Genomic DNA, 21,002 nt, shown 5'->3' with positions numbered 1-21,002 from the left:
ACAATTTTAAAAAGAAAGGACTTTGATAGAATGAAAGCGTAAACAATTTAAGGAGCTGATTTTGAATGCCAGATATTACAATATCTTGGGTTGCTGCAATTTTAGGATTAGTTGTAGCGATAGTATTAATTTTGAAAAAATTTAATCCTGTGTATTCCTTGTTTTTTGGTGCAATTGTTGGTTGTCTTATTGGAGGCGCTTCCCTGTCAGATACAGTCGCTGTTCTATTAAACGGAACACAAAGTATTATGGGAACCGCAATCCGTGTTTTAGCAGCCGGCATGTTGGCGGGTGTGATGATGGAATCCGGTGCGGCAGAATCAATTGCCAACGCCATTGTACAAAAGCTTGGCGAGAAAAAAGCTATTTTATCTTTGGCATTATCCACAATGGTAATTACAGCAGTGGGCGTATTCATTCCTGTTGCAGTGTTGATTGTTGCCCCGATTGCTCTATCCGTTGGGAAAAGTACGGGTATCAGTAAGTTATCATTATTGATTGCTTTATCTGGTGGTGGCAAAGCGGGCAATATTATTTCGCCTAATCCAAATACTATTGCAGCGGCGAACGGCTTTGATTTACCTTTAAGTGACGTTATGATTGCTGGCTTTATTCCAGCCGTATTTGGTTTAATTACAGCTGTTGTTCTTGCAAATATCATGAGAAGCAAAGGATCAATGGTCAAAGAAACGGATCTTGTAGAGGAACAAACAAAAGAATTATTACCTTTGAAAAAGGCGTTAATCGCGCCAGTGTTAGCGATTGTCTTATTATTACTTAATCCGATTGGCGCCGTTTTAAATATTTCTTTCATCAAAAGTTTGAATATTGATGCTCTGTATATTTTGCCGTTCGCTTCAGTTGTTGGGACAATTGCGATTGGGCAAACAAAACAACTGGCCTTTTATGCATCTTCTGGCTTGAAGAGAGTAACCGATACCGTTTTAATTTTAATTGGTGCAGGTGCAATTGCTGGATTAATTTCTGTTTCTGATTTATCAACACAAATTGTCCACTTAATTTCTGTTATGGGAATTTCTGGAACCTTCTTGGCACCGATTTCTGGTATTTTAATGGGCTTAGCAGTTGGTTCAACATCCACAGCGGTTATCTTAGCGACAGGTTCTTTTGGACCAGCGATTTTAGATATGGGCACATCTTCACTTTCAGCAGCAGTCATGGTGCATACTGGGGCAACTGTGATTGATAGTGTTCCTCAAGGCAATTATTTCCATATTACGGCACAAAGTATGAATATGACGATTAAAGAAAGAATTCGAGTGATTCCTTATGAAATGTGTGTCGGTGGGGTAATGACGATTGTTGCAACCATTTTATATGGCTTTATTTTAAACTAGTTGGAAAGTAGGCGCGAAAAGATGACGAAAAAATTTGTTTTGGCTCCAGACTCATTTAAAGAAAGTATGAGTGCAAAAGAAGCCTGTCTGGCAATGGAAAAAGGGATTTTAGCTGTATTTAAAGATGCAGACATTCAACATGTCCCGATGGCAGATGGCGGGGAAGGAACGGTGGATTCCTTAGTGGATGCAACAGGAGGCACAAGAGTACCAGTGCGTGTGGCAGGACCGCTTCCTGATCAAATCGTTGAAACCTATTACGGCTTATTAGGTGACCAAGAAACGGTGGTCATTGAAATGGCGAAAGCCAACGGAATTGAATTGGTCAAAGCAGCAGAACGTAATCCCTTGATCACTTCTACTTATGGTACAGGAGAGATGATTCAACATGCGCTCAATCATGGGGCAAAAAAAATCATTATCGGCATTGGCGGTAGCGTGACAAATGATGGGGGTGCAGGTATGATTCAGGCACTTGGTGCGCGTTTGTTAGACAAGGAAGGGCAAGAATTGACACGTGGCGGTGGTGCATTAGATAAACTGGCGCAGATCGATTTAACACAGTTTGATCAACGTATTTTTGCTACCGAAGTTCTAGTAGCAAGTGATGTGAATAACCCACTAACAGGGCCAACAGGGGCGTCTCATGTCTTTGGCCCGCAAAAAGGTGCGACAGAAGAAATGGTGGCTCAATTAGATAAAAACTTATCCCATTATGCAGCGATCATCAAAAAAGAAATCGGCATTGATATTGAGATGATGCCAGGCGCAGGAGCTGCTGGTGGTTTGGGTGCAGGGTTACTAGCATTCACAAAAGCTCAGTTACGCCCAGGGATTGATATTGTCGTAGAAGTGAATCAATTAGAAGAAAAAATAAAAGCCGCTGATTATGTCTTTACTGGTGAAGGTGGGATGGATTTTCAAACAAAATTCGGCAAAGCCCCTTATGGCGTCTCACGTTTGGCCAAGAAGTATCAAAAACCGGTTTTCGCTTGTGCTGGCTATATCGGCAAAGATGTGGATGTCCTCTATGAAGAAGGGATGACGGCTATTTTTGGAATTTTGGCCAAAGCCGAACCATTGGAAGCAGCATTGAAAAATGGACCAGTTAACTTAGAAAGAACCGTTGAAAATATTGCTCGTACATTACAGCTGGTGCCTTGTGACTAAGAACTAACCATGGTATCATCAGTAATGAAAGCTGAAATAAAAATGTTCAGTCGTTGATCTGAAGAATTAAGCGTTTGGGACATAAGTCATTGCGGCTTATGTCCCAAACGCTACTCGCTTTTTAGAAAGTTGGCGATAGCAATGTTAAAATTAGACAAAATCCAAGCAAATAAAATTGTTGAAAAGTTGATGGCAGATATTCCTTATAACATCAATATTATGGATGAACGAGGAAAAATTATTGCGAGTGGAGATTCTGCTCGAATTGGGGAGCGCCATCGTGGTGCAGAAAGAGCCATCAATGAACGAAAAAATATTGAAATTTATAAAGATACTTCTTTAGAGAAAAAAGGCACCAATGAACCGATTATTTTGAATGATCACATTTTAGGTGTCGTAGGCATTTCAGGAGAACCAGACGAGGTGCGCAAATTTACCAAGCTTGTGCGCTCGATTGTTCTTTTACTGACAGAAGAATTAAATACACAACAAGAACGCGAAAAAAAGAAGAAACAAAAAAATCAGTTTATCCAGCACTTAATGCATGTTGATTCTGCTTACTCAGAAGCCTTAAAATTTGAAGCGTTGGAACTATATAACCTTCAATTAGATGACCAGAATCATTGTGTACTGACCAAGGACAAGCGCTTATTATCCAGTTATTATCCTGGCCATGAAATATTTGAATGGGAAAATTGTTATCTGGTGATTACTTCTGAACAACCTCAGATAACAAAGCCAGTAACAGAATACCTTGTGATAAGTTCGGAAAAAGCCACGATTCAACAAATGGTCCAAGAGGCACAAAACACGTATTTACTTCTATCGTTTCTCCAATTAGAAAAGGCTAAGTTTTACCAAGCAGAAGATTTTTTCATTCAAGGAATTTTTAATTTTCCTTTTCATATTGAATTGGATTTTTTTGAAACCATCCAGACGATTTATGATGAATACTATGAAACCGTTATTTTTTTCGCCAATCATAACTTAAACATCAATGAAACATCACAAGTATTACATATCCATCGAAATACATTGAATTACCGTTTGAAACGAATTCATGAATTGACGGGGATGGATCCAAAAGTTTGGCAAGACTTTTGGAAATTGTTCTATTATTTTGCCTATTGCTTTAAAGAACGTTTTGAAAAGTAGTGAGGAGCAGGAATGCTTGTTTGTTAAGCAAGTGTCAGCATATTTTTCGCCAGAATCAAAAATATCTTTTATAATAATTGTAAGGAATCAAACGATTTAGTTATCAATGAGGAGTGGTGCCAGTGAAAAAAGCAGTTTTAATTGTTAACCCCAGTTCTGGTGGTGAAAAAGCCAAAGAATTTGAAACGTTAGCAGAAGAAAAATTAAAGCAGTTATTTGATGAAGTTGTAGTGAAACAAACAGAAAAAGGCGGCGATGCAGAACAATTTGCCCGTGAAGCTGCGGAAAGTCACTTCGACAGTGTTTTCGTAATGGGGGGAGATGGAACCGTTAATGAAGGAATTAGCGGGTTGGCAGAACAAGCTTACCGCCCAAAATTTGGCTTTTTTCCTTTAGGAACGGTGAACGATTTAGCGCGAGCCTTGAATTTACCGATGGACCCTGAAGAAGCGATTCAACAATTAAATTTAGAAAAAACCAGTGCTTTAGATGTGGGGAAAATCAATGACGACTACTTTATGAATGTCGTTGCGATTGGGACGATTCCAGAGTCAATTAACGACGTGGACGTTGAACAAAAAACGAAGTTAGGAAAACTCGCTTATTTTATTTCAGGTGCCAAACATTTAGCGAATGCTCAAACGTATCCTTTTCATTTAAGCTTGGATCAAAAAGAACAAACCATTGAAAGTAGTACCGTTTTAGTTGGCTTAACGAATTCAATCGGTGGGTTTGAAACATTATTACCAGAGGCCCAAGTGGATGATGGCAAACTTCATTTAGTTTATTTAAAAGATCAATCATTGTGGGATGCAGTAAAAGCAGTCCCAGATTTGTTAAAAGGCGTCGACCAGTCCACTGATAATTTAGTTTACCTAACCTTTAAAGAAGGAACAATCTCCTTAGAAAACCAAGAAGAATTAACCACTAATGTGGATGGTGATGAAGGAGCTGCTTTGCCAATTACGCTGGAAATTTTGCCTAAACACTTGACGGTCTATTGCGGTGAAGAACAAACAAAATAGCTGATTTTTTGAGAAAAGCTGGAACATTTCTATTTGTTTAAAAAACAGATAAGTTCTGGCTTTTCAAATCATCTAAAAGAGAATCAATCAGGGGCTATGCTATACTTTGTTTCTACATATTGATAGATAAGGGAGTTAATGAGATGAGAAGAAAAAAACATAAAAACAAAAAGAAACAAGAACTTTTTGAAGAGATTGAAAAACAAGAATTAGCAGAACAAGAAACTAAGCAATTGAATGAAGAAATCGAAGACCCAGAATTTCGTTCTTTTTTTCAAGATGTCTTGAAAAAATTTCCACAAAAAACGTCTACGGCTATAATGAATGCTTTCGCAACTTCTAAAGGTAAAGCAGAACAATTAGTGACGAACAGTCAAACACAACTCGACAAAGTATTTGATGAATTTTTGGCTGGTGTTTCACCTGACGTGAAAAAGAAAAGTCATCAAACGATTCATTTTGCTGCATTGTCAGCAGCAATTATTGGGTTTTCACCAATTCCATTTTCGGATGCTTTTTTACTGGTACCTGTTCAATTAACTATGATGTCACGGCTGCATAAAATTTTTGGTCAGTCTTGGTCTGAAAGCTTAGGGAAAAGTTTAACCAAAGAATTAGTAGTGGTTAGTTTAGGTAAGAGCGCAGTCGGAAATATTCTAAAAGTGATTCCTGTTGTCGGAACTGTGACTGGTGGCATGGTCAATGCTTCAGTTGCGGTAGCAATTACGGAAGCGCTTGGCTGGGTTACCGTCAAAATGTTAAACGATGGTGTTGATATCTTTGATGATGTGATGTCTTTCAAAGGACAATTTTCAACATTATTTAAAGCCATCCAAAATGCTAAAAAGAAATAATCGCTGTATTGATTAACTAGGGTGAGACACATTTAAACTTTTTTAAGTAATTCGTAGCAAATTTCCAAGGTTTTCGTCACAAATTATTCACAGGTTCTCGTTAATATATAAGCATACCAACAAAACACCCAACATAAACACTTTTCATTTTTACTCCTCAAGTAAAAATAACTCCTTTCCACTCAGTCTACCCAACTGAGTGGTTTTTTTTTGCGAAAAAAGAGGGCGTTGAACAATTTGTTCAACGCCCTCTTTTAATAGACGGGGAAGTCATTTGTTAAGAATTATTTTTTCCATTCTGCTACTTGGTCTTTATGTGAATCAACCCAATCACGTGCAGCTTCTTGTGGGTCTTTGCCTTCGTTAATTTCTAACATGACAGATTCCATATCCTTAGTGGTCCAATGGAAATTATCTAACACTTTGTAAGCTTCTGGTTGATCTTCTTTTAGGCCTTGGCGAGCCATTGTGTGAATCGCTTCTTCGCCGCCCATAGTGCCTTTTGGATCAGCTAAATATTTTAAATCATATTTTGCAAACATCCAGTGAGGAGACCAGCCAGTAATAACGATGTCTTCGTTGTTTTTAATTGCTTGTCCTAAGGCGACAGTCATGGCACCTGATGAAGAAGTTTCAACAGACCAATCTTTCAAATTAGGATAAGCTTCTTTAGTTTTCTCTGCTGCTGCAACAACACCAGCCCCAGGTTCAATTCCAGTAATCTTTTTCCCAGCTTGATCAGATAAATCTTCGATAGAATCAACATCCATATAAGAAGGGACGACAATTCCTAGCTTCGCACCTTTAAGGTTTTCACCAAGGTCGTCTAATTTATCTTTATATTGTTTATATTGCTCTGCGTGTGTTCCTGGCAGCCACGCACCAACCATGGCATCTGTTTCACCTTTAGCTACAGATTCCCACATAATTGCGTTATCTAAAGGAGTCGTTTTAACATCATACCCCATATCTTTTAAGACTTCGGCAACCACATGTGTGGAGGCTACTTCGGTATCCCATTCCACATAAGAAAGGGAAATTTGCTTATCATTTGTTGTTGTAAAAATTGAAGCACCAACTAAGCCAGCGACAATTACAACAACCGCTGCAATAATCCCGTATTTTTTCTTTTTAGAGGTGGCACCAGCTGCTTTAGGGGCTGCTTTTTTATTATTTAAATGTTGAGTAAAACGGTCAATGATAATCGCTAAAATAACTAAAGCCACACCATTTACGAAACCGTTCCCGACTTGCGCACGTTGTAAAGCAGAAAGGACGCCACGTCCTAATCCAGGCGCACCAATCATTGAAGCAATAACTACCATTGATAGAGCTAGCATGGTTGTTTGGTTAACACCAGCCATAATCGTGTTTTTGGCTAAAGGTAATTCTAATTTGAATAATTTTTGCCAGCCAGTACTACCGTAAGAATCAGCTGCTTCAACAAGTTCATTTGGCACTTGTCGAATTCCTAAGTTCGTAAAGCGCACGGTTGGTGGTAAAGCGAAGATAACAGAGGCGAAGACCCCAGGAACCATACCAATTCCAAAGAATGCAACGGCTGGAATCAAGTAAACGAAACCAGGCATTGTTTGCATGAAGTCCAAAATCGGTGTAATGATACTTTTGGCTTTTTCGCTTTTCGCCATTAAAATCCCTAGTGGCACACCAATGATAATGGAAATAACACTAGAAAGTAAAACTAACGTAACGGTACTCATTAAATCGTTCCATAAGTTTTGATTATAGATAAACATTAAGCCGATAAACGTGAATAAACTTAAGCCGATTTTTTTATTAGAAATAAAGAAAGCAGCAATCGTTAATAGCACAATCAGCACAAGTGGTGGTACGGCTGTTAGTAATGCAGTAATGTTGTCCATTACACTTTGACCAATTGTTTGTAAAAAGCTGAATAATCCAGCAAATGTTGAAGTTAACCAATCAGTAAAACTTTCAACCCAAGATGCGACAGGTAATTGATACTTATTCATGTTCGTTCACCTCTGTTTCTGCAAGTGCTTCAAGTACGCTACCACGGATGACCACGCCTAATAGTTTGCCGTTATCAGTCACGGCAAGAGGTGTTTGTGCATCATAAATCAGTGGGAAAATATCATTCACTAACATATCTTTGTCGATTGTTTGAATTTCTGGATCCACACATTCTACAAGAGAAGTCCCGTTTTTACGCGCTTCTAAAGCTTTTTCTGCGCGTACAACGCCTTTTAGTTGGCGTTTTTTATCCACGGCAAGTAACATACTCACTTCTTCTTGACGCATCCGTTTTAAAGCAACAGTTGGGCCATCAATTTCAATGTTAGTAGTTAAAGCAGGTACCATAATATTTTGGGCAGTTAAGACTTTTGAACGATCCACATCTTCCACGAAGGTTCGCACATATTCGTTGGCTGGGTTGGTTAAAATTTCTTCTCCAGTCCCAATTTGCATAATTTGACCATCTTTCATCAAGGCAATCCGGTCGCCGATTCGTAAAGCTTCATTCAAATCATGTGTGATAAAGATAATGGTTTTTTTGACATTTTCTTGTAAATCTAATAGTTCGTCTTGCATTTCACGACGAATTAACGGATCAAGAGCAGAGAATGCTTCGTCCATTAATAAAATTTCCGGATCGTTAGCCAAGGCACGAGCAAGGCCGACACGTTGTTGCATCCCACCAGATAATTGACTTGGTAATTGGTCTTTAAAAGCAATTAAGCTAGAATTTTCTAAGGCTTTTTCAGCTTTTGCTTGGCGTTCTTCTTTAGGAACACCACGAATTTCTAAACCATATTCCGTATTTTCTAAGATAGTTCGATGGGGGAAAAGACCAAAGTTTTGGAAAACCATGCTCATTTTATTTCGACGTACTTCACGTAATCCTTCTTTATCTAAAGAAGAAATATCTTGTCCATCAATATAAATATTTCCTGAAGTTGGTTCAATCAAACGATTTAATAAACGAATTAATGTTGATTTCCCACTTCCTGATAACCCCATAATAACGAAAATTTCGCCTTCTTCAACTTCGAAATTTACATCATAAACACCGACTGTGGCACCCGTTTTTTCTAAAATTTCTGTTTTGCTTTTGTTGGCACGAATCATTTCAAGTGCCGGTTTGGTTTTCTTACCAAAGATCTTGGTAAGGTGATTTACTTTTACTTTTGGCAAATCATTGTTCCTCCTCATTAAAAAAAGTGACTACATCAGATTACTATAAAGTTGTCACTTTGTCAAATTAGATGAAAATCTTTCTAAAAATGAAGAAAAACAGTATTTTAACTAGGTTTTATAGTGGTTTTTTATGAAAAATAGAAATAATAAATAAAAAAAGTGACTATTTACCGCAAGATAAGTAGTCACTTTTTTGTTTAAGGATAAAAGAAATTTTGGACACGTTGTAAGGTTGATTCGTCATGTCCAACAAAATAAAGTGTGTCGTTCAAAGAAATCTTTGCATATGGACCAGGTGAGACCAGAAGCTCTTCTTTGTGTTTGATGGCGATAATCGTTGCCGAAGTGTTTTGCCAGAAATTCATTTCGCTAATCGTCGCCTCAAGATAAGCAGCGTCTTCTGTTAAAACTAATGAATAAGGATTCATTGGATTGAAAGAATCAAAACGCTTTGTTTGTTCAACAAGAGTATCTAGAATGCTAGAAAAATGAGTAAGTTCTTCTTTTTGTTTCGCTACGCTATCTAGCAATTCTTCTTTAATTTCAGCAATCGTTTGAACGTCTTGATATTGTGTCACAAAGTCCTGCGCTTTTTCTTTTGATGCCACATAGAAGCCGCTACCGTGTTTGGCTTTAACGATTTCTAAATCAACTAAAACGATAATGGCTTTGCGGGCTGTTTCTGGCGACACTTGGTATTGGTTAGCTAGGGTGGAACGGGCATGGATTTTATCTCCGACATGTAATTTGCCTTCTGCAATTTTTTCCGCAACATCAACGGCGATTTGTTGATATTTGGGCTTCGTTAAACTGATTTTTTTGGAAGCCATAGTGAATCCCTCCGTTAATTGTTATTTTCCATTTCTTCTAATTCTAAACTGAAATTTTCCCATTGCTCAAGTAGTTCATCTTGTTGCTGACGAGCGTCATCTAATTGTTGGTTTAAAGCCAGCAATTCAACATGATTTTCTAGAATGTCTGGTTGACTCATTTGTGCTTCTAATTGTGCAATTGTCGTATCTAACTGAGCAAGATTTTCTTCGACTTGTGTTATTTTTCTCTGCAAAGTACGAAGTAATTTTTGTTGCTCCTTGTTTTGATAAAAGGTATTTTTGGCTGTAACTGGTTCGGTTTTTTTCGCCGCTTCTTCATTAGCTAAGAGGGCAGCGATTTCTTCTTCCTCTTGTTTCTTTTCCAAATAATAATCATAGTCGCCTAAATAAAGTTTGCTGCCTTTTTCAGAAAGCTCAACAACTTTTGTTGCAATTCGATTGATAAAGTAACGGTCATGGGAAACGAAGAGGATGGTTCCTTCATAATCAATCAGCGCATTTTCTAAAACTTCTTTATTATCGATATCCAAGTGGTTGGTTGGCTCATCGAGAATCAAGAAATTGTCACGATCCATCGCTAATTTTGCTAATGCCACACGGGCTTTTTCGCCACCGCTTAATAAAGGAATCGTTTTTTCAACATCATCTCCACTGAAGAGAAAGCCGCCTAAAATACTTCGAATCTCTTTTTCAGGTGTGGTTGGGTGTTCATCCCATAATTCCGCTAAGACCGTTTTATTGCCATGTAAATTGGCTTGCTCTTGGTCATAGTAACCTACAGAAACATTGGTGCCAAAAGTTTTACTTCCTTTAATGAAAGGAATGCGGTCAATAATTGATTTCAAGAGAGTGGATTTACCAATTCCGTTCGGTCCGACTAAGGCAATGGCTTCTTTGCGACGAATATCCAAGTGAATAGGTTCGGATAAAATATGTTCTGGGTCGTAACCAATGGCGGCATCTTCGACTTGTAAAACAACATTTCCCGAGACTTTTTCACTATCGAAAAGAAAATGCGCCGATTTTTCATCTCCTTGAGGTCGGTCTAAACGGTCCATTTTTTCTAATACTTTTCGGCGACTTTGTGCACGTTTTGTTGTAGATGCACGAACCAGATTTTTGGCAACGAAATCTTCTAACTTATTGATTTCTTCTTGTTGCTTTTCATACGCTTTCCATTCACTGGCTAATTGTTCTGCTTTTAACTCTAAGTATTTGGAATAGTTTCCTTTGTAGTGAGTCATTTTTTTGCGACTCAGTTCATAAACTTCATTAACTACCTTATCTAAAAAATAACGATCGTGGGAAACAATCAATAGGGCGCCGGCATAGCTTGGCAAATAAGATTCCAGCCAAGAAAGCGTCTCGATATCTAAGTGGTTTGTAGGCTCGTCCAGAATTAAAATATCTGGTTTTTGTAAAAGCATTCTCGCTAATGCAAGCCGGGTTTTTTGACCACCAGATAAGGTTTGAATATCTTTCGTGTAAAAGGATTCATCAAAGCCAAAGCCGTGAAGGACTGAGCGAATTTCATTTTCATAGCCGTAGCCATTTTTTTCAGAAAACGTATGTTGCAATTGATCGTACTCTTTTAAAATTCCTTCATAAACGGAAGTGGTTGGCTCCATTTCACTAATTTTGGTTTCTAATTCTCGCATACGCCGTTCCATTTCTAGGATGTCAGCAAAGGCTTTTGTCATTTCTTCCCAAACGGTTTTATCTGATTCTAAGCCGGTATTTTGAGCTAAATAACCTAACGTAGCAGTTTTATTTTTGGCAATGGTTCCGCTATCGGGAGCATCAATGCCTGCAATGATTTTTAAAAAAGTCGATTTTCCAGCACCATTACGACCAACTAAGGCAATCCGACTTTTTGTTGCAATTTCTAAATGTATGTTTTCAAACAATGTTTCCGAGCCAAAATGCCGGGCAACTTGATTTGCTTGTAATAAAATCATCAGTAGTCCTCATTTCTAAATTCATTGCCCTTAGTGTAGCATAAAATCTGCTAAAATAGCACGTATCAAAAAATGCTTTGTGAAGGTTTATACCTTTTATCACAAACTTTTGAAGAAAAATGCTATTTTTGAGCCATAGAATTGCTTTTTATTGTGAAAAACTGCTATTATGTTAATGGATAAGATTTAAGTGAAAGTATTGGAGGTCCAATTGTGAAAGATCAAGTTATTCCAAAAGCAACGGCGCGACGCCTTCCTTTATATTATCGCTACTTAAGAATGTTACATGATACAGGAAAAAATAAAGTCTCATCAACTGAATTAAGTGAAGCGGTACAAGTAGACAGTGCGACTATTCGTCGTGACTTTTCATATTTTGGTGAATTAGGTAAACGTGGGTACGGCTATGATGTTGAAAACTTAATGAACTTTTTTGCAAAAACATTGAATGAAGATGAGTTAACCAATGTCGCATTAATCGGGGTTGGTAATTTAGGAAGTGCTTTATTAAAGTACAAATTCCATCAAAGCAACAGTATTCGTGTAAGTTGCGCATTTGATGTGAATGAAGATATTGTGGGACGCATTGTTGACGGTATTCCGGTTTATCCAATGGAAGATATGATGGAACAAATTCGTGTTCAACAAATCGAAGTAGCTATTTTAACTATTCCAGCTCGCAAAGCGCAAGAAGTTGTAAACAAACTTGCCGAAGCAGGGGTTAAAGGAATTCTAAACTTTACAGCTGCGCGTTTAGTAGCGCCACCTGAAGTATTAATTCAAAATGTTGACTTAACCAACGAATTACAAACATTAATTTATTTCTTACATCATGACAACGAATTGATTGACGAAGAAGAATAAGCAAAAGAAAAGGGCCTAGTCGTTTAGACGAAGGCCCTTTTCTTATTGAATTGCACCATTATGCAAAAGTAGTTGAACAATAATCACAATCGTATTCATGCCACAATGGGCAATAATTGAGGTCCAAATTTTTCCAGTTTGCTTGTACAAAAGAGCAAAGAAAAATCCCATAAAGAAATAAACAAAAAAGTGACCATCGGCATGTGCGAGTGAAAAAATCGCCGAACTAACAGTAGCCGCAATCCAGAAATTTGTAAAAGGCTGGATTAAATGGATAAATGCATAACGAAAGACGAATTCTTCCATAATCGGACCACCGATAGTAGTTGCCAAAATAAATAAAGGATTTGCCAAAATTACCGCTACAATAGCTTGCGTATTTTGAGAAGTAGCTTGTTCTCCTGTGATGGCTACTTCAATGGCAAAAGTAACCCCTTGAATCAGCATGGCAATGAAAATCCCACTAACACCTAGTAAAAAAATAAAAATAGGTGATTTCAAGGTTGCGGTTTCCTCTAAAGGAGAAGGTTCTGTGGTTTTTAAAAAGATGCCAATCATTACAAGGGCGCCAATAATGTAGAGAGCAGTTGTCACATTAATCGCTGCATTGGGGGAAATACCCGAAAAAAGTAACGGCCCGAAAAAAGCGATAATGTATGTGACTAAAATAAATAAACTTGATTTTCTTAAGGTCATGGTTAATCCTTTCTATAATTATTTTTTACGATTATTGCGATATCCTAATAAAAGAAAAACGAATAAGAAAAAGAAAAGAGATTCCCAAAGTGTCGAAACAATTCCTTCTGTGACACTGAAAACAAGATTTCCTAAATTCGCTATCACAAAATAAACGAATGTTGCTATTAGTGCTGTAAGTAAACGTTGTTTCATTTTATTCGCCTCCAATCGTAGTCAATTTATTTTACCATGAATTAAAGGATTGGAAAAACATTCCATGAAAAAAAGAATACGCAATAAAAAATGCGTATCTTATAATTGACAAGAAAAAGAGAGAAAAGACTTGCATTTTTAGAGTGAAATGAGTATTATAAATAGTGTGAGTTAGCACTCTTGTGTACCGAGTGCTAAAATAAGCGAAAACTTTTTATTTGGAGGGATTTATTGTGTTAAAACCATTAGGCGATCGCGTCGTAATTAGAGTCGCGAAAGAAGAAGAAAAAACTGTTGGAGGAATTGTTCTTGCATCCGTTGCAAAAGAAAAACCACAAACAGGTGAAGTTATCGCAGTAGGTGAAGGTCGTGTGCTTGAAAATGGCACAAAAGTTCCGATGGAAGTAAAAATTGGTGACACAGTAATGTTTGAAAAATATTCAGGAACAGAAGTGAAATACGAAGGCGTAGAATACTTAATTGTATCAGCCAAAGACATTATTGCCACTGTTGAATAATAAACAACTTTTACAGAATAATATAATAGAAGAAAAAAATTATGAGGTGAAGAAATCATGGCAAAAGAGATTAAATTTGCAGAAGATGCACGTGCAGCAATGCTACGCGGAGTAGATGTATTAGCAGATACAGTGAAAGTGACATTAGGCCCTAAAGGTCGTAACGTTGTTTTAGAAAAATCATTTGGTTCACCATTGATTACTAACGATGGGGTAACAATTGCTAAGGAAATTGAATTAGAAGATCATTTTGAAAACATGGGCGCAAAATTAGTTTCAGAAGTTGCTTCTAAAACGAATGATATTGCTGGTGACGGAACAACAACAGCGACTGTTTTGACACAAGCCATTGTTCGTGAAGGCTTAAAAAACGTAACTGCTGGAGCTAACCCATTAGGTATTCGTCGTGGGATTGAATTAGCAACAAAAACAGCAGTAGAAGAATTACACAATATTTCATCTGTAGTTGATTCAAAAGAAGCGATTGCACAAGTCGCTGCTGTTTCATCAGGTTCTGAAAAAGTCGGCCAATTAATTGCCGATGCAATGGAAAAAGTTGGTAACGACGGCGTAATTACCATTGAAGAATCAAAAGGGATTGAAACAGAATTAGATGTGGTTGAAGGAATGCAATTCGACCGCGGTTATTTATCTCAATACATGGTTACTGACAACGATAAAATGGAAGCTGTTTTAGAAAATCCATATATCTTAATTACCGACAAAAAAATCTCAAATATTCAAGATATCTTACCTTTATTAGAACAAATTCTACAACAAAGCCGTCCACTATTGATCATTGCGGATGATGTTGATGGAGAAGCTCTACCAACATTAGTATTGAACAAAATCCGTGGTACATTTAATGTTGTCGCAGTAAAAGCGCCAGGATTTGGTGACCGCCGCAAAGCGATGCTTGAAGATATTGCTATTTTAACAGGTGGTACAGTAATCACTGACGACTTAGGGTTAGAGTTAAAAGACACAACCATTGAAAACTTAGGAAATGCTAGCAAAGTAGTTGTCGACAAAGATAACACAACAATTGTTGAAGGTGCTGGTTCAAAAGAAGCCATTGATGCCCGCGTTCATTTAATTAAAAACCAAATCGGCGAAACAACGTCTGATTTTGATCGTGAAAAATTACAAGAACGTTTAGCTAAATTAGCTGGCGGGGTTGCTGTCGTTAAAGTCGGTGCTGCAACTGAAACAGAATTAAAAGAATTAAAATTACGAATTGAAGATGCGTTAAACGCAACACGTGCCGCTGTAGAAGAAGGCATGGTTTCTGGTGGTGGTACCGCACTTGTCAATGTAATTGGTAAAGTCGCTGCGCTGGAAGCTGAAGGCGATGTGGCAACAGGGATCAAGATTGTCGTTCGTGCATTAGAAGAACCAATCCGTCAAATCGCTGAAAATGCTGGTTATGAAGGATCAGTGATTGTTGACAAACTAAAAAATGTTGACTTAGGTATCGGATTCAATGCAGCTAACGGTGAATGGGTAAACATGGTTGAAGCCGGTATTGTTGACCCAACAAAAGTAACTCGTTCTGCCTTACAAAATGCAGCTTCTGTGTCAGCTTTATTATTAACAACCGAAGCAGTTGTTGCAGACAAACCAGAACCAGCTGCACCAGCTCCTATGATGGATCCATCAATGGGCATGGGCGGTATGATGTAAAAATAAAAAAGTATTCTAAAAGCTTACGATTGAAAAATCGTAAGCTTTTTTTACATAAAGAATAAATAATCTAAATAATATCTTTACTTGTAGTGTTTTCTCAAATATTTACTCATTTAACAAAAAAGATGATAATTTAAAGGCCTCGTTTTAGCTAGACAGCCTTGTTTTTATTCGATAAAATTTAGTAATAACAATCATTTTTTGAAAAATTAGTAGTTGGTGATTTTTATTTATTAATAGAATATAAATAAAAATTATTATATTTTGAAGGAGAATATTAGGAAGATTGAGGTAAAAAAATGGAAAAATATACAATTGGTGTCGTCCCTTTGACAATTGAAACAAAAGAATACTGTCAAAATTGGTTTGTTAGTAATCAAGTAGAATGTCAGATCATCCAAGGAACAAATATACTTCTTCATTTGCACCATATTGATGGATTAGTGATTGAAGTTACTGATCACCAGCAAGTAAATACTTGTTGTGAGTTATTAATGACAATTCGCAAGCAGTCAGACTTGCCAATTTGGTTATTTTCTCGGACAGAAGCAATTAGTAAAGTCAATCGAATTATTTATTTACAATTAGGCGCAGATGGCGTTTTTGATCATTCTTATGATCGCCAAGAATGCGTGTTAAGCATGAGTAATTTATTGCAACGTGTAAAAAGACGTTTTTATCCTAAATTAGTTAGTGCAAACGAGGAACAAACAGTTACTAAGAATCTTTCTGAGAGATTGTATTTAATTGCGCCAAATTTGAGTGTTTGCTTGGGAAATGGAGAAGAAATTCTTTTAACAAAATTGGAATTTTTCACAATAGAGTATTTATACAAACACGCAGGACAAACAATTACATATGAAGAACTCTACAAAAATGTCTGGAAAGATACTGCGAATGAACGAAAATATCGTGTCGCTAATGTGATTTTCCATTTGCGTAAAAAAATTGAACAAGATGTGAACAAACCACAATATATCAAAACAATTCGCTCAAAAGGCTATATGTTAACGGTGTAAAAGGTACGAAGGAGGAGAAACAAATGTGGCAATTTTTGACTAAAAACAATGAAGATGAGGAGTATGAGAAGATGCCGGATTTTGAAAATGAACAATCGGGGAAAGCACAACCAAAGGTAACAGAGGAAGCAATCTTTGATGACGAGGTCGTTTATGCAAAAGAGCAAGCTGCAAAAGTTAAGCAGGTCAAGCAAGAAGTGCCGACTGAACTGTCGGAAGAATCGTTTTCTTTTGCTGAAAAACTAGAAGAAGAAAATCAACTATATCAGCAATCCATAAAAAAACTAACGGAGCAATTATTAATGCAAACCAATGAAGTGGAAGCATTACAAAAACAAGTAGTCGAAAAAGATGTTCAACTTAAAGATGTTAAAGAAACGTTAAGTGATAAAGAAGCAACTATCACTTCTTTACAGAAACAATTGTCTGAAGAAAAGATGCAACAGAGACAGACCAGTGAAGAGAATTTAGACACAGCCGTTACGCTTTCTCAAAAAGAAATTGGCGAAGTCTTATTAGAAGCCAAACGTCAAGCAAAAGAAACAATTGCCCAAGCTAACCAACAAGTTGCAACAGTTCATGAAGAGATGGAACAACGTTTAGCAACTTTAACACGCATGAAGCAAGTGGCAAGAGAGTACCAAGCTTATTGTGAACAAATGCTGACAATCAAGAATGAATCAACAGGAATGTACCAACAGATAGAGCAATTATTAGCAGAAATAAAGAGGTAAATGAAGGAGAAATGCGATGAAAAAAAGAAAGGCAAGATATTTGAAGTTGGTATGTCTTGGAGTCTTAGGGGCTTATGCGGGCGCCAGTTACTACAATTCAGAACCATTAATCGCTCAAGAGGAGACCGAAACGAGGGACGAAAGTCGACAGCTATCGCTGGAAGAAAAAAGAGCGGACCAAGCCAATCAAGACCAAGGAACCCTTACTTCTTCAACGCTGAACGAAACAATAATAAGTTCGTCTGAACAACAAGAAAGTTCAACACAAAATGACAGCAGTGACCATCAGGAAAATAATGTGGAACCTTCAGAATCTGAAAATAGTTTACCGCCACAAGAAAAGACAATTGCTAGTACTAAACCAACCGAATCGTTACAAAGTGAGCAACCAGCGTCTGAAGAGCGTAAAGCACTCACTGAAAAGCCGCCTCATAATCAGGAACCACAAAATTCTACATTAACTGAAAAGACCAAAGAGCCATTAGCACATTCAGAGATGAACAATAGTCAAGAAAAGGAAAAGCAAGCAGGAATTCAACAACAAGCCGAGGCAAATTTTGTTGTCCAAGAGAATGCTTCTACTTCTGAGTTTATTAGAAAAATCGGTGAAGAAGCACGAGTTATTGGTCAGCGACATGAGCTATACGCTTCTGTCATGATAGCTCAAGCTATTTTAGAAAGTGGCTCGGGCAATAGTGCGTTAGCAGCGCCGCCTAATTATAATTTGTTTGGCATTAAAGGCGCTTATCAAGGTCAAAGTGTCAGCTTTCCCACACAAGAAGATGATGGTAAAGGGAAGATGACCACCATTCATGCCGATTTTCGTCAGTATCCTTCCTATAAAGAGTCATTAACAGACTATAGTAAATTAATCATCAATGGGCTGGCGGGTAATCCAACGTTTTATCACGGCATTTTGAAAGCAAACACGACGAATTATCAGCAGGCAACAAAATTTTTAACAGGTCGTTATGCAACGGATACATATTACGATAAAAAATTAAATGCGTTGATTGAAACCTATCAATTAACTAAATACGATCAAGAAAAGAAGAAACCAGTAGTGACTAATTTGGCAGAAGAAAAGAAACCTTCGTTTGATAAGGAAGCAGTCAAGGCACAGCTAAAAAAAGAAGCAGTCGTCTATGAAGTAAGCAAAGGAGATTCTCTCGCCACCATTAGCCAGACGTTTGGTGTGTCAGCAACAGCCATCTTAAAACAAAATTCAAAGACTAAAGAAATGTTTTATATTGGCCAAAAGATCACAATTCCTCAGCAAACAGCGGCGACTTCTCTAGAACCGAAAGAACAAGCGTTACTTCAATCACTAATAATCAGTAAATCGGTGACTAATGCTTTGAAGACAGCAGAGCAATCAAATGGTAAAGCGAATGATTCAAAAACAGAGTCTACTGAGTATTATGAAGTAAAAAGAGGAGAGACACTCGCAAAAATTGCTAAAAAAACGGGCTATTCCTTAACCGCCCTCAAGCAGGCAAATGACTTAACGTATTCTGTATTAACCGAAGGACAAACGATAGCACTTCCTAAGCTAAAGGACTAATGCTGATTTAACTTATCGGTCGATGGAGTCAATATATTATTAGAGTAAGAGTAGAGGATAAGTTCATTCATGAATGAACTTATCCTCTACTCTTATTATGTTTTTCATAAATACTTAATAAATAGTAAAATTAGCAAGAGAATTGTGTCTTTACACAAAATAGATAGGTTTTCTTGCCGAAGTTTGATAAAATGATTAGTTGAAAGGATGCGTGAAAATTGAAAGAATTATTTCGTAAATACCGAGAAGTACTGGCTTATTTATTTTTTGGTGGTGCAACGACTGTCGTCAACTTAGTTGTGTTTTTTGTTTGTCAAAATGTGTTAGGGTTGGATTACAAGATAAGTAACACAATTAGTTGGTTTTTATCTGTTCTATTTGCCTTTTTCACGAATAAATATTGGGTATTCGCAAGTAAGCATGAAAGCATAGCTGGTTTTTTTAAAGAAATGGGCTTATTTTATTGGTACCGAATTTTATCTTTTGTGGCTGATATGGGTTTAATGATTCTCCTAATTGATGGCATTCATTTTTCATCGTTTTGGGCGAAAATGATTACACAAGTTGTAGTAGTGATTTTAAATTATTTCTTCAGTAAATTTTTCATTTTTAAAGAAAAAGAGGTCTAAGCAGATTTTAGGCTAAAAAAAATTTTTTTGTTATAATATAAACAAGTTTTTAATACAAAGAATAGAGGTAGAAAACGATGGACTATACATATGCAGATGATAGTTTGACATTGCATACAGATATGTATCAAATCAATATGATGCAAACATACTGGGAATTAGGGAGAGCAGATTTACATGCTGTTTTTGAATGTTACTTTAGAGAGATGCCCTTTAATCATGGCTACGCAATTTTTGCAGGTTTAGAACGTTTAGTCAATTATCTCGAAAATTTAACGTTTACAGAATCTGATATTGCATATCTCCGAGAAGTTGAAGAATATCCAGAAGATTTCTTGACGTATTTAGCAAATTTTGAATTTAAATGTACTGTACGCTCTGCTTTAGAAGGGGATTTGGTTTTTAATAACGAACCGTTAATTCAAATTGAAGGTCCTTTGGCACAATGTCAATTGGTAGAAACTGCCTTGCTAAATATGGTGAATTTCCAAACATTAATTGCGACAAAAGCGGCTCGAATTAAATCCGTGATAGGCGATGATCCTTTATTGGAATTTGGAACACGCCGGGCACAAGAATTAGATGCTGCCATTTGGGGCACAAGAGCCGCCTATATTGGTGGGGCGGACGCGACAAGTAATGTTCGTGCTGGTAAAATTTTTGGTATTCCGGTTAGTGGGACTCATGCCCATTCATTGGTTCAGTCGTATGGAAATGATTATGAAGCATTCATGGCGTATGCCAAAACACATCGGGATTGCGTTTTTCTTGTTGATACGTATGATACTTTGAAAGCGGGAGTGCCAAGCGCAATTCGAGTAGCTCGAGAAATGGGTGATAAAATTAATTTCCTAGGCGTGCGGATTGATAGTGGCGATATGGCTTATATTTCTAAACGAGTTCGTGAACAACTGGACGAAGCAGGCTTTACTGAAGCAAAAATTTATGCATCGAACGATTTAGATGAAAATACGATTTTGAATCTAAAAATGCAAAAATCAAAAATTGATGTATGGGGCGTGGGTACCAAGCTGATTACGGCCTATGATCAACCGGCTTTAGGAGCGGTGTTTAAATTAGTTTCAATTGAAGGTGAAGATGGTCAAATGAAAGATACCATTAAACTATCTAGCAATGCTGAAAAAGTGACAACACCAGGAAAAAAACAAGTTTGGCGTATTACACGTAAATCTGATAAAAAGTCAGAAGGGGACTATGTGACACTTTGGAACGAAGATCCTCGCCAAGAAGAAGAAATTTATATGTTCCATCCCGTTCATACCTTTATTAATAAGTATGTCCGTGATTTTGAAGCACGGCCAGTACTCCAAGATATTTTCGTTGAAGGAAAACGTGTGTACGAATTACCAACTTTAGATGAAATTAAACAATATGCAAAAGAAAATTTAGATTCACTTTGGGAAGAATACAAGCGGGACTTGAATCCGCAGAAATATCCAGTGGACCTTTCAACAGATTGTTGGAACCACAAAATGAATTTATTGGAAAAAGTGCGTAAAGACGTTAAACATTTAACGGAAACGGTGAATAAGGAGGCCTAGAA

Annotated in this window: 19 protein-coding genes; 13 read left to right on the top strand and 6 right to left on the bottom strand. The window is 37.2% G+C overall.

All coding sequences use genetic code 11. The features are described 5' to 3' along the window. The first annotated feature begins 65 nt into the window (after positions 1-65). From AB3I34_RS08135 to AB3I34_RS08115, 5 genes are all read left to right on the top strand, one after another. Positions 66-1,358 (top strand): GntP family permease, encoded by a 1,293-nt coding sequence (locus tag AB3I34_RS08135; protein WP_002359581.1) that lies wholly within the window; start codon positions 66-68, stop codon positions 1,356-1,358. A 21-nt stretch (positions 1,359-1,379) separates the two neighbouring features. Next, a complete protein-coding gene (locus AB3I34_RS08130; RefSeq protein WP_010712733.1) occupies positions 1,380-2,528 on the top strand; it encodes a glycerate kinase in 1,149 nt (382 codons plus the stop codon). Positions 2,529-2,669: 141 nt separating this feature from the next. After that, complete coding sequence (locus AB3I34_RS08125; protein ID WP_010712732.1) at positions 2,670-3,683, top strand: sugar diacid recognition domain-containing protein; 1,014 nt, start codon at positions 2,670-2,672, stop codon at positions 3,681-3,683. Positions 3,684-3,805: 122 nt separating this feature from the next. Then, entirely contained in the window at positions 3,806-4,708 is a 903-nt protein-coding gene (locus AB3I34_RS08120; protein ID WP_010712731.1) for a diacylglycerol kinase family protein, read from the top strand. Positions 4,709-4,827: 119 nt separating this feature from the next. Next, the gene (locus AB3I34_RS08115) at positions 4,828-5,562 is read left to right on the top strand and encodes a YcjF family protein (RefSeq protein ID WP_002384134.1); all 735 of its coding nucleotides are present in this window, start codon (positions 4,828-4,830) and stop codon (positions 5,560-5,562) included. Positions 5,563-5,846: 284 nt separating this feature from the next. Here AB3I34_RS08115 and AB3I34_RS08110 read toward each other — a convergent pair whose 3' ends face one another. The 4 genes from AB3I34_RS08110 to AB3I34_RS08095 all read right to left on the bottom strand — a co-directional run bounded on the left by AB3I34_RS08110 (position 5,847) and on the right by AB3I34_RS08095 (position 11,533). Next, positions 5,847-7,556, bottom strand: a complete 1,710-nt coding sequence (locus tag AB3I34_RS08110) for an ABC transporter permease/substrate binding protein (protein ID WP_002356521.1) — start codon at positions 7,554-7,556, stop codon at positions 5,847-5,849. Beyond that, the gene (locus tag AB3I34_RS08105) at positions 7,549-8,739 is read right to left on the bottom strand and encodes a glycine betaine/L-proline ABC transporter ATP-binding protein (protein WP_002388977.1); all 1,191 of its coding nucleotides are present in this window, start codon (positions 8,737-8,739) and stop codon (positions 7,549-7,551) included. The genes AB3I34_RS08110 and AB3I34_RS08105 overlap by 8 nt, the downstream gene beginning before the upstream one ends. Before the next feature lie 200 nt (positions 8,740-8,939). Continuing rightward, positions 8,940-9,572 carry a GntR family transcriptional regulator gene (locus AB3I34_RS08100; protein ID WP_085444096.1) on the bottom strand — a complete coding sequence of 211 codons (633 nt, stop codon included), beginning with the start codon at positions 9,570-9,572 and terminating at the stop codon, positions 8,940-8,942. 14 nt (positions 9,573-9,586) lie between these two features. Then, positions 9,587-11,533, bottom strand: a complete 1,947-nt coding sequence (locus AB3I34_RS08095; protein WP_085444095.1) for an ABC-F family ATP-binding cassette domain-containing protein — start codon at positions 11,531-11,533, stop codon at positions 9,587-9,589. Between the two features lie 213 nt (positions 11,534-11,746). Here AB3I34_RS08095 and AB3I34_RS08090 point away from each other — a divergent pair, with 213 nt between their 5' ends. Then, a complete protein-coding gene (locus AB3I34_RS08090; RefSeq protein ID WP_002356528.1) occupies positions 11,747-12,397 on the top strand; it encodes a redox-sensing transcriptional repressor Rex in 651 nt (216 codons plus the stop codon). Between the two features lie 42 nt (positions 12,398-12,439). On the opposite strand, the gene AB3I34_RS08085 is transcribed toward AB3I34_RS08090, so the two are convergent. Together AB3I34_RS08085 and AB3I34_RS08080 are read right to left on the bottom strand one after the other, a co-directional pair. Beyond that, the gene (locus AB3I34_RS08085) at positions 12,440-13,093 is read right to left on the bottom strand and encodes a CPBP family intramembrane glutamic endopeptidase (protein ID WP_002356529.1); all 654 of its coding nucleotides are present in this window, start codon (positions 13,091-13,093) and stop codon (positions 12,440-12,442) included. Positions 13,094-13,111: 18 nt separating this feature from the next. Further along, positions 13,112-13,288 (bottom strand): hypothetical protein, encoded by a 177-nt coding sequence (locus tag AB3I34_RS08080; RefSeq protein ID WP_002356530.1) that lies wholly within the window; start codon positions 13,286-13,288, stop codon positions 13,112-13,114. Positions 13,289-13,521: 233 nt separating this feature from the next. Between AB3I34_RS08080 and groES the strand changes: the two genes are divergently transcribed. The 7 genes from groES to AB3I34_RS08045 all read left to right on the top strand — a co-directional run bounded on the left by groES (position 13,522) and on the right by AB3I34_RS08045 (position 21,000). Further along, the gene (gene groES / locus AB3I34_RS08075) at positions 13,522-13,806 is read left to right on the top strand and encodes a co-chaperone GroES (protein WP_002356531.1); all 285 of its coding nucleotides are present in this window, start codon (positions 13,522-13,524) and stop codon (positions 13,804-13,806) included. A gap of 57 nt (positions 13,807-13,863) precedes the next feature. Next, a complete protein-coding gene (gene groL, locus AB3I34_RS08070) occupies positions 13,864-15,489 on the top strand; it encodes a chaperonin GroEL (RefSeq protein WP_002362559.1) in 1,626 nt (541 codons plus the stop codon). Between the two features lie 302 nt (positions 15,490-15,791). Then, positions 15,792-16,511, top strand: coding sequence for a DNA-binding response regulator (locus AB3I34_RS08065; protein WP_002382640.1), 720 nt, complete (start codon positions 15,792-15,794; stop codon positions 16,509-16,511). 23 nt (positions 16,512-16,534) lie between these two features. Beyond that, the gene (locus AB3I34_RS08060) at positions 16,535-17,245 is read left to right on the top strand and encodes a hypothetical protein (protein WP_010712729.1); all 711 of its coding nucleotides are present in this window, start codon (positions 16,535-16,537) and stop codon (positions 17,243-17,245) included. A gap of 16 nt (positions 17,246-17,261) precedes the next feature. Continuing rightward, the gene (locus tag AB3I34_RS08055) at positions 17,262-18,809 is read left to right on the top strand and encodes a glucosaminidase domain-containing protein (RefSeq protein WP_010712728.1); all 1,548 of its coding nucleotides are present in this window, start codon (positions 17,262-17,264) and stop codon (positions 18,807-18,809) included. A 218-nt stretch (positions 18,810-19,027) separates the two neighbouring features. After that, a complete protein-coding gene (locus AB3I34_RS08050; RefSeq protein ID WP_002356537.1) occupies positions 19,028-19,438 on the top strand; it encodes a GtrA family protein in 411 nt (136 codons plus the stop codon). A 77-nt stretch (positions 19,439-19,515) separates the two neighbouring features. Beyond that, positions 19,516-21,000, top strand: a complete 1,485-nt coding sequence (locus AB3I34_RS08045) for a nicotinate phosphoribosyltransferase (RefSeq protein ID WP_002356538.1) — start codon at positions 19,516-19,518, stop codon at positions 20,998-21,000. The last annotated feature ends 2 nt before the right edge of the window (positions 21,001-21,002 follow it).

Origin of the sequence: Enterococcus sp. C102(2024), assembly GCF_040888205.1 — a bacterium.
Lineage (GTDB): Bacteria > Bacillota > Bacilli > Lactobacillales > Enterococcaceae > Enterococcus > Enterococcus faecalis.
The sequence above is the reverse complement of the archived record's forward strand: the minus strand, read 5'-3'. Positions and strand labels throughout refer to the sequence as shown.

Coding starts and splice junctions, on each gene's coding strand:
- AB3I34_RS08110 (WP_002356521.1), bottom strand. CDS start 7,556: ATGAATAAGTATCAATTACCTGTCGCATCTTGGGTTGAAAGTTTTACT.
- AB3I34_RS08080 (WP_002356530.1), bottom strand. CDS start 13,288: ATGAAACAACGTTTACTTACAGCACTAATAGCAACATTCGTTTATTTT.
- AB3I34_RS08095 (WP_085444095.1), bottom strand. CDS start 11,533: ATGATTTTATTACAAGCAAATCAAGTTGCCCGGCATTTTGGCTCGGAA.
- AB3I34_RS08055 (WP_010712728.1), top strand. CDS start 17,262: ATGAAAAAAAGAAAGGCAAGATATTTGAAGTTGGTATGTCTTGGAGTC.
- AB3I34_RS08125 (WP_010712732.1), top strand. CDS start 2,670: ATGTTAAAATTAGACAAAATCCAAGCAAATAAAATTGTTGAAAAGTTG.
- groL (WP_002362559.1), top strand. CDS start 13,864: ATGGCAAAAGAGATTAAATTTGCAGAAGATGCACGTGCAGCAATGCTA.
- AB3I34_RS08130 (WP_010712733.1), top strand. CDS start 1,380: ATGACGAAAAAATTTGTTTTGGCTCCAGACTCATTTAAAGAAAGTATG.
- AB3I34_RS08085 (WP_002356529.1), bottom strand. CDS start 13,093: ATGACCTTAAGAAAATCAAGTTTATTTATTTTAGTCACATACATTATC.
- AB3I34_RS08135 (WP_002359581.1), top strand. CDS start 66: ATGCCAGATATTACAATATCTTGGGTTGCTGCAATTTTAGGATTAGTT.
- AB3I34_RS08060 (WP_010712729.1), top strand. CDS start 16,535: ATGTGGCAATTTTTGACTAAAAACAATGAAGATGAGGAGTATGAGAAG.
- AB3I34_RS08045 (WP_002356538.1), top strand. CDS start 19,516: ATGGACTATACATATGCAGATGATAGTTTGACATTGCATACAGATATG.
- AB3I34_RS08065 (WP_002382640.1), top strand. CDS start 15,792: ATGGAAAAATATACAATTGGTGTCGTCCCTTTGACAATTGAAACAAAA.
- AB3I34_RS08100 (WP_085444096.1), bottom strand. CDS start 9,572: ATGGCTTCCAAAAAAATCAGTTTAACGAAGCCCAAATATCAACAAATC.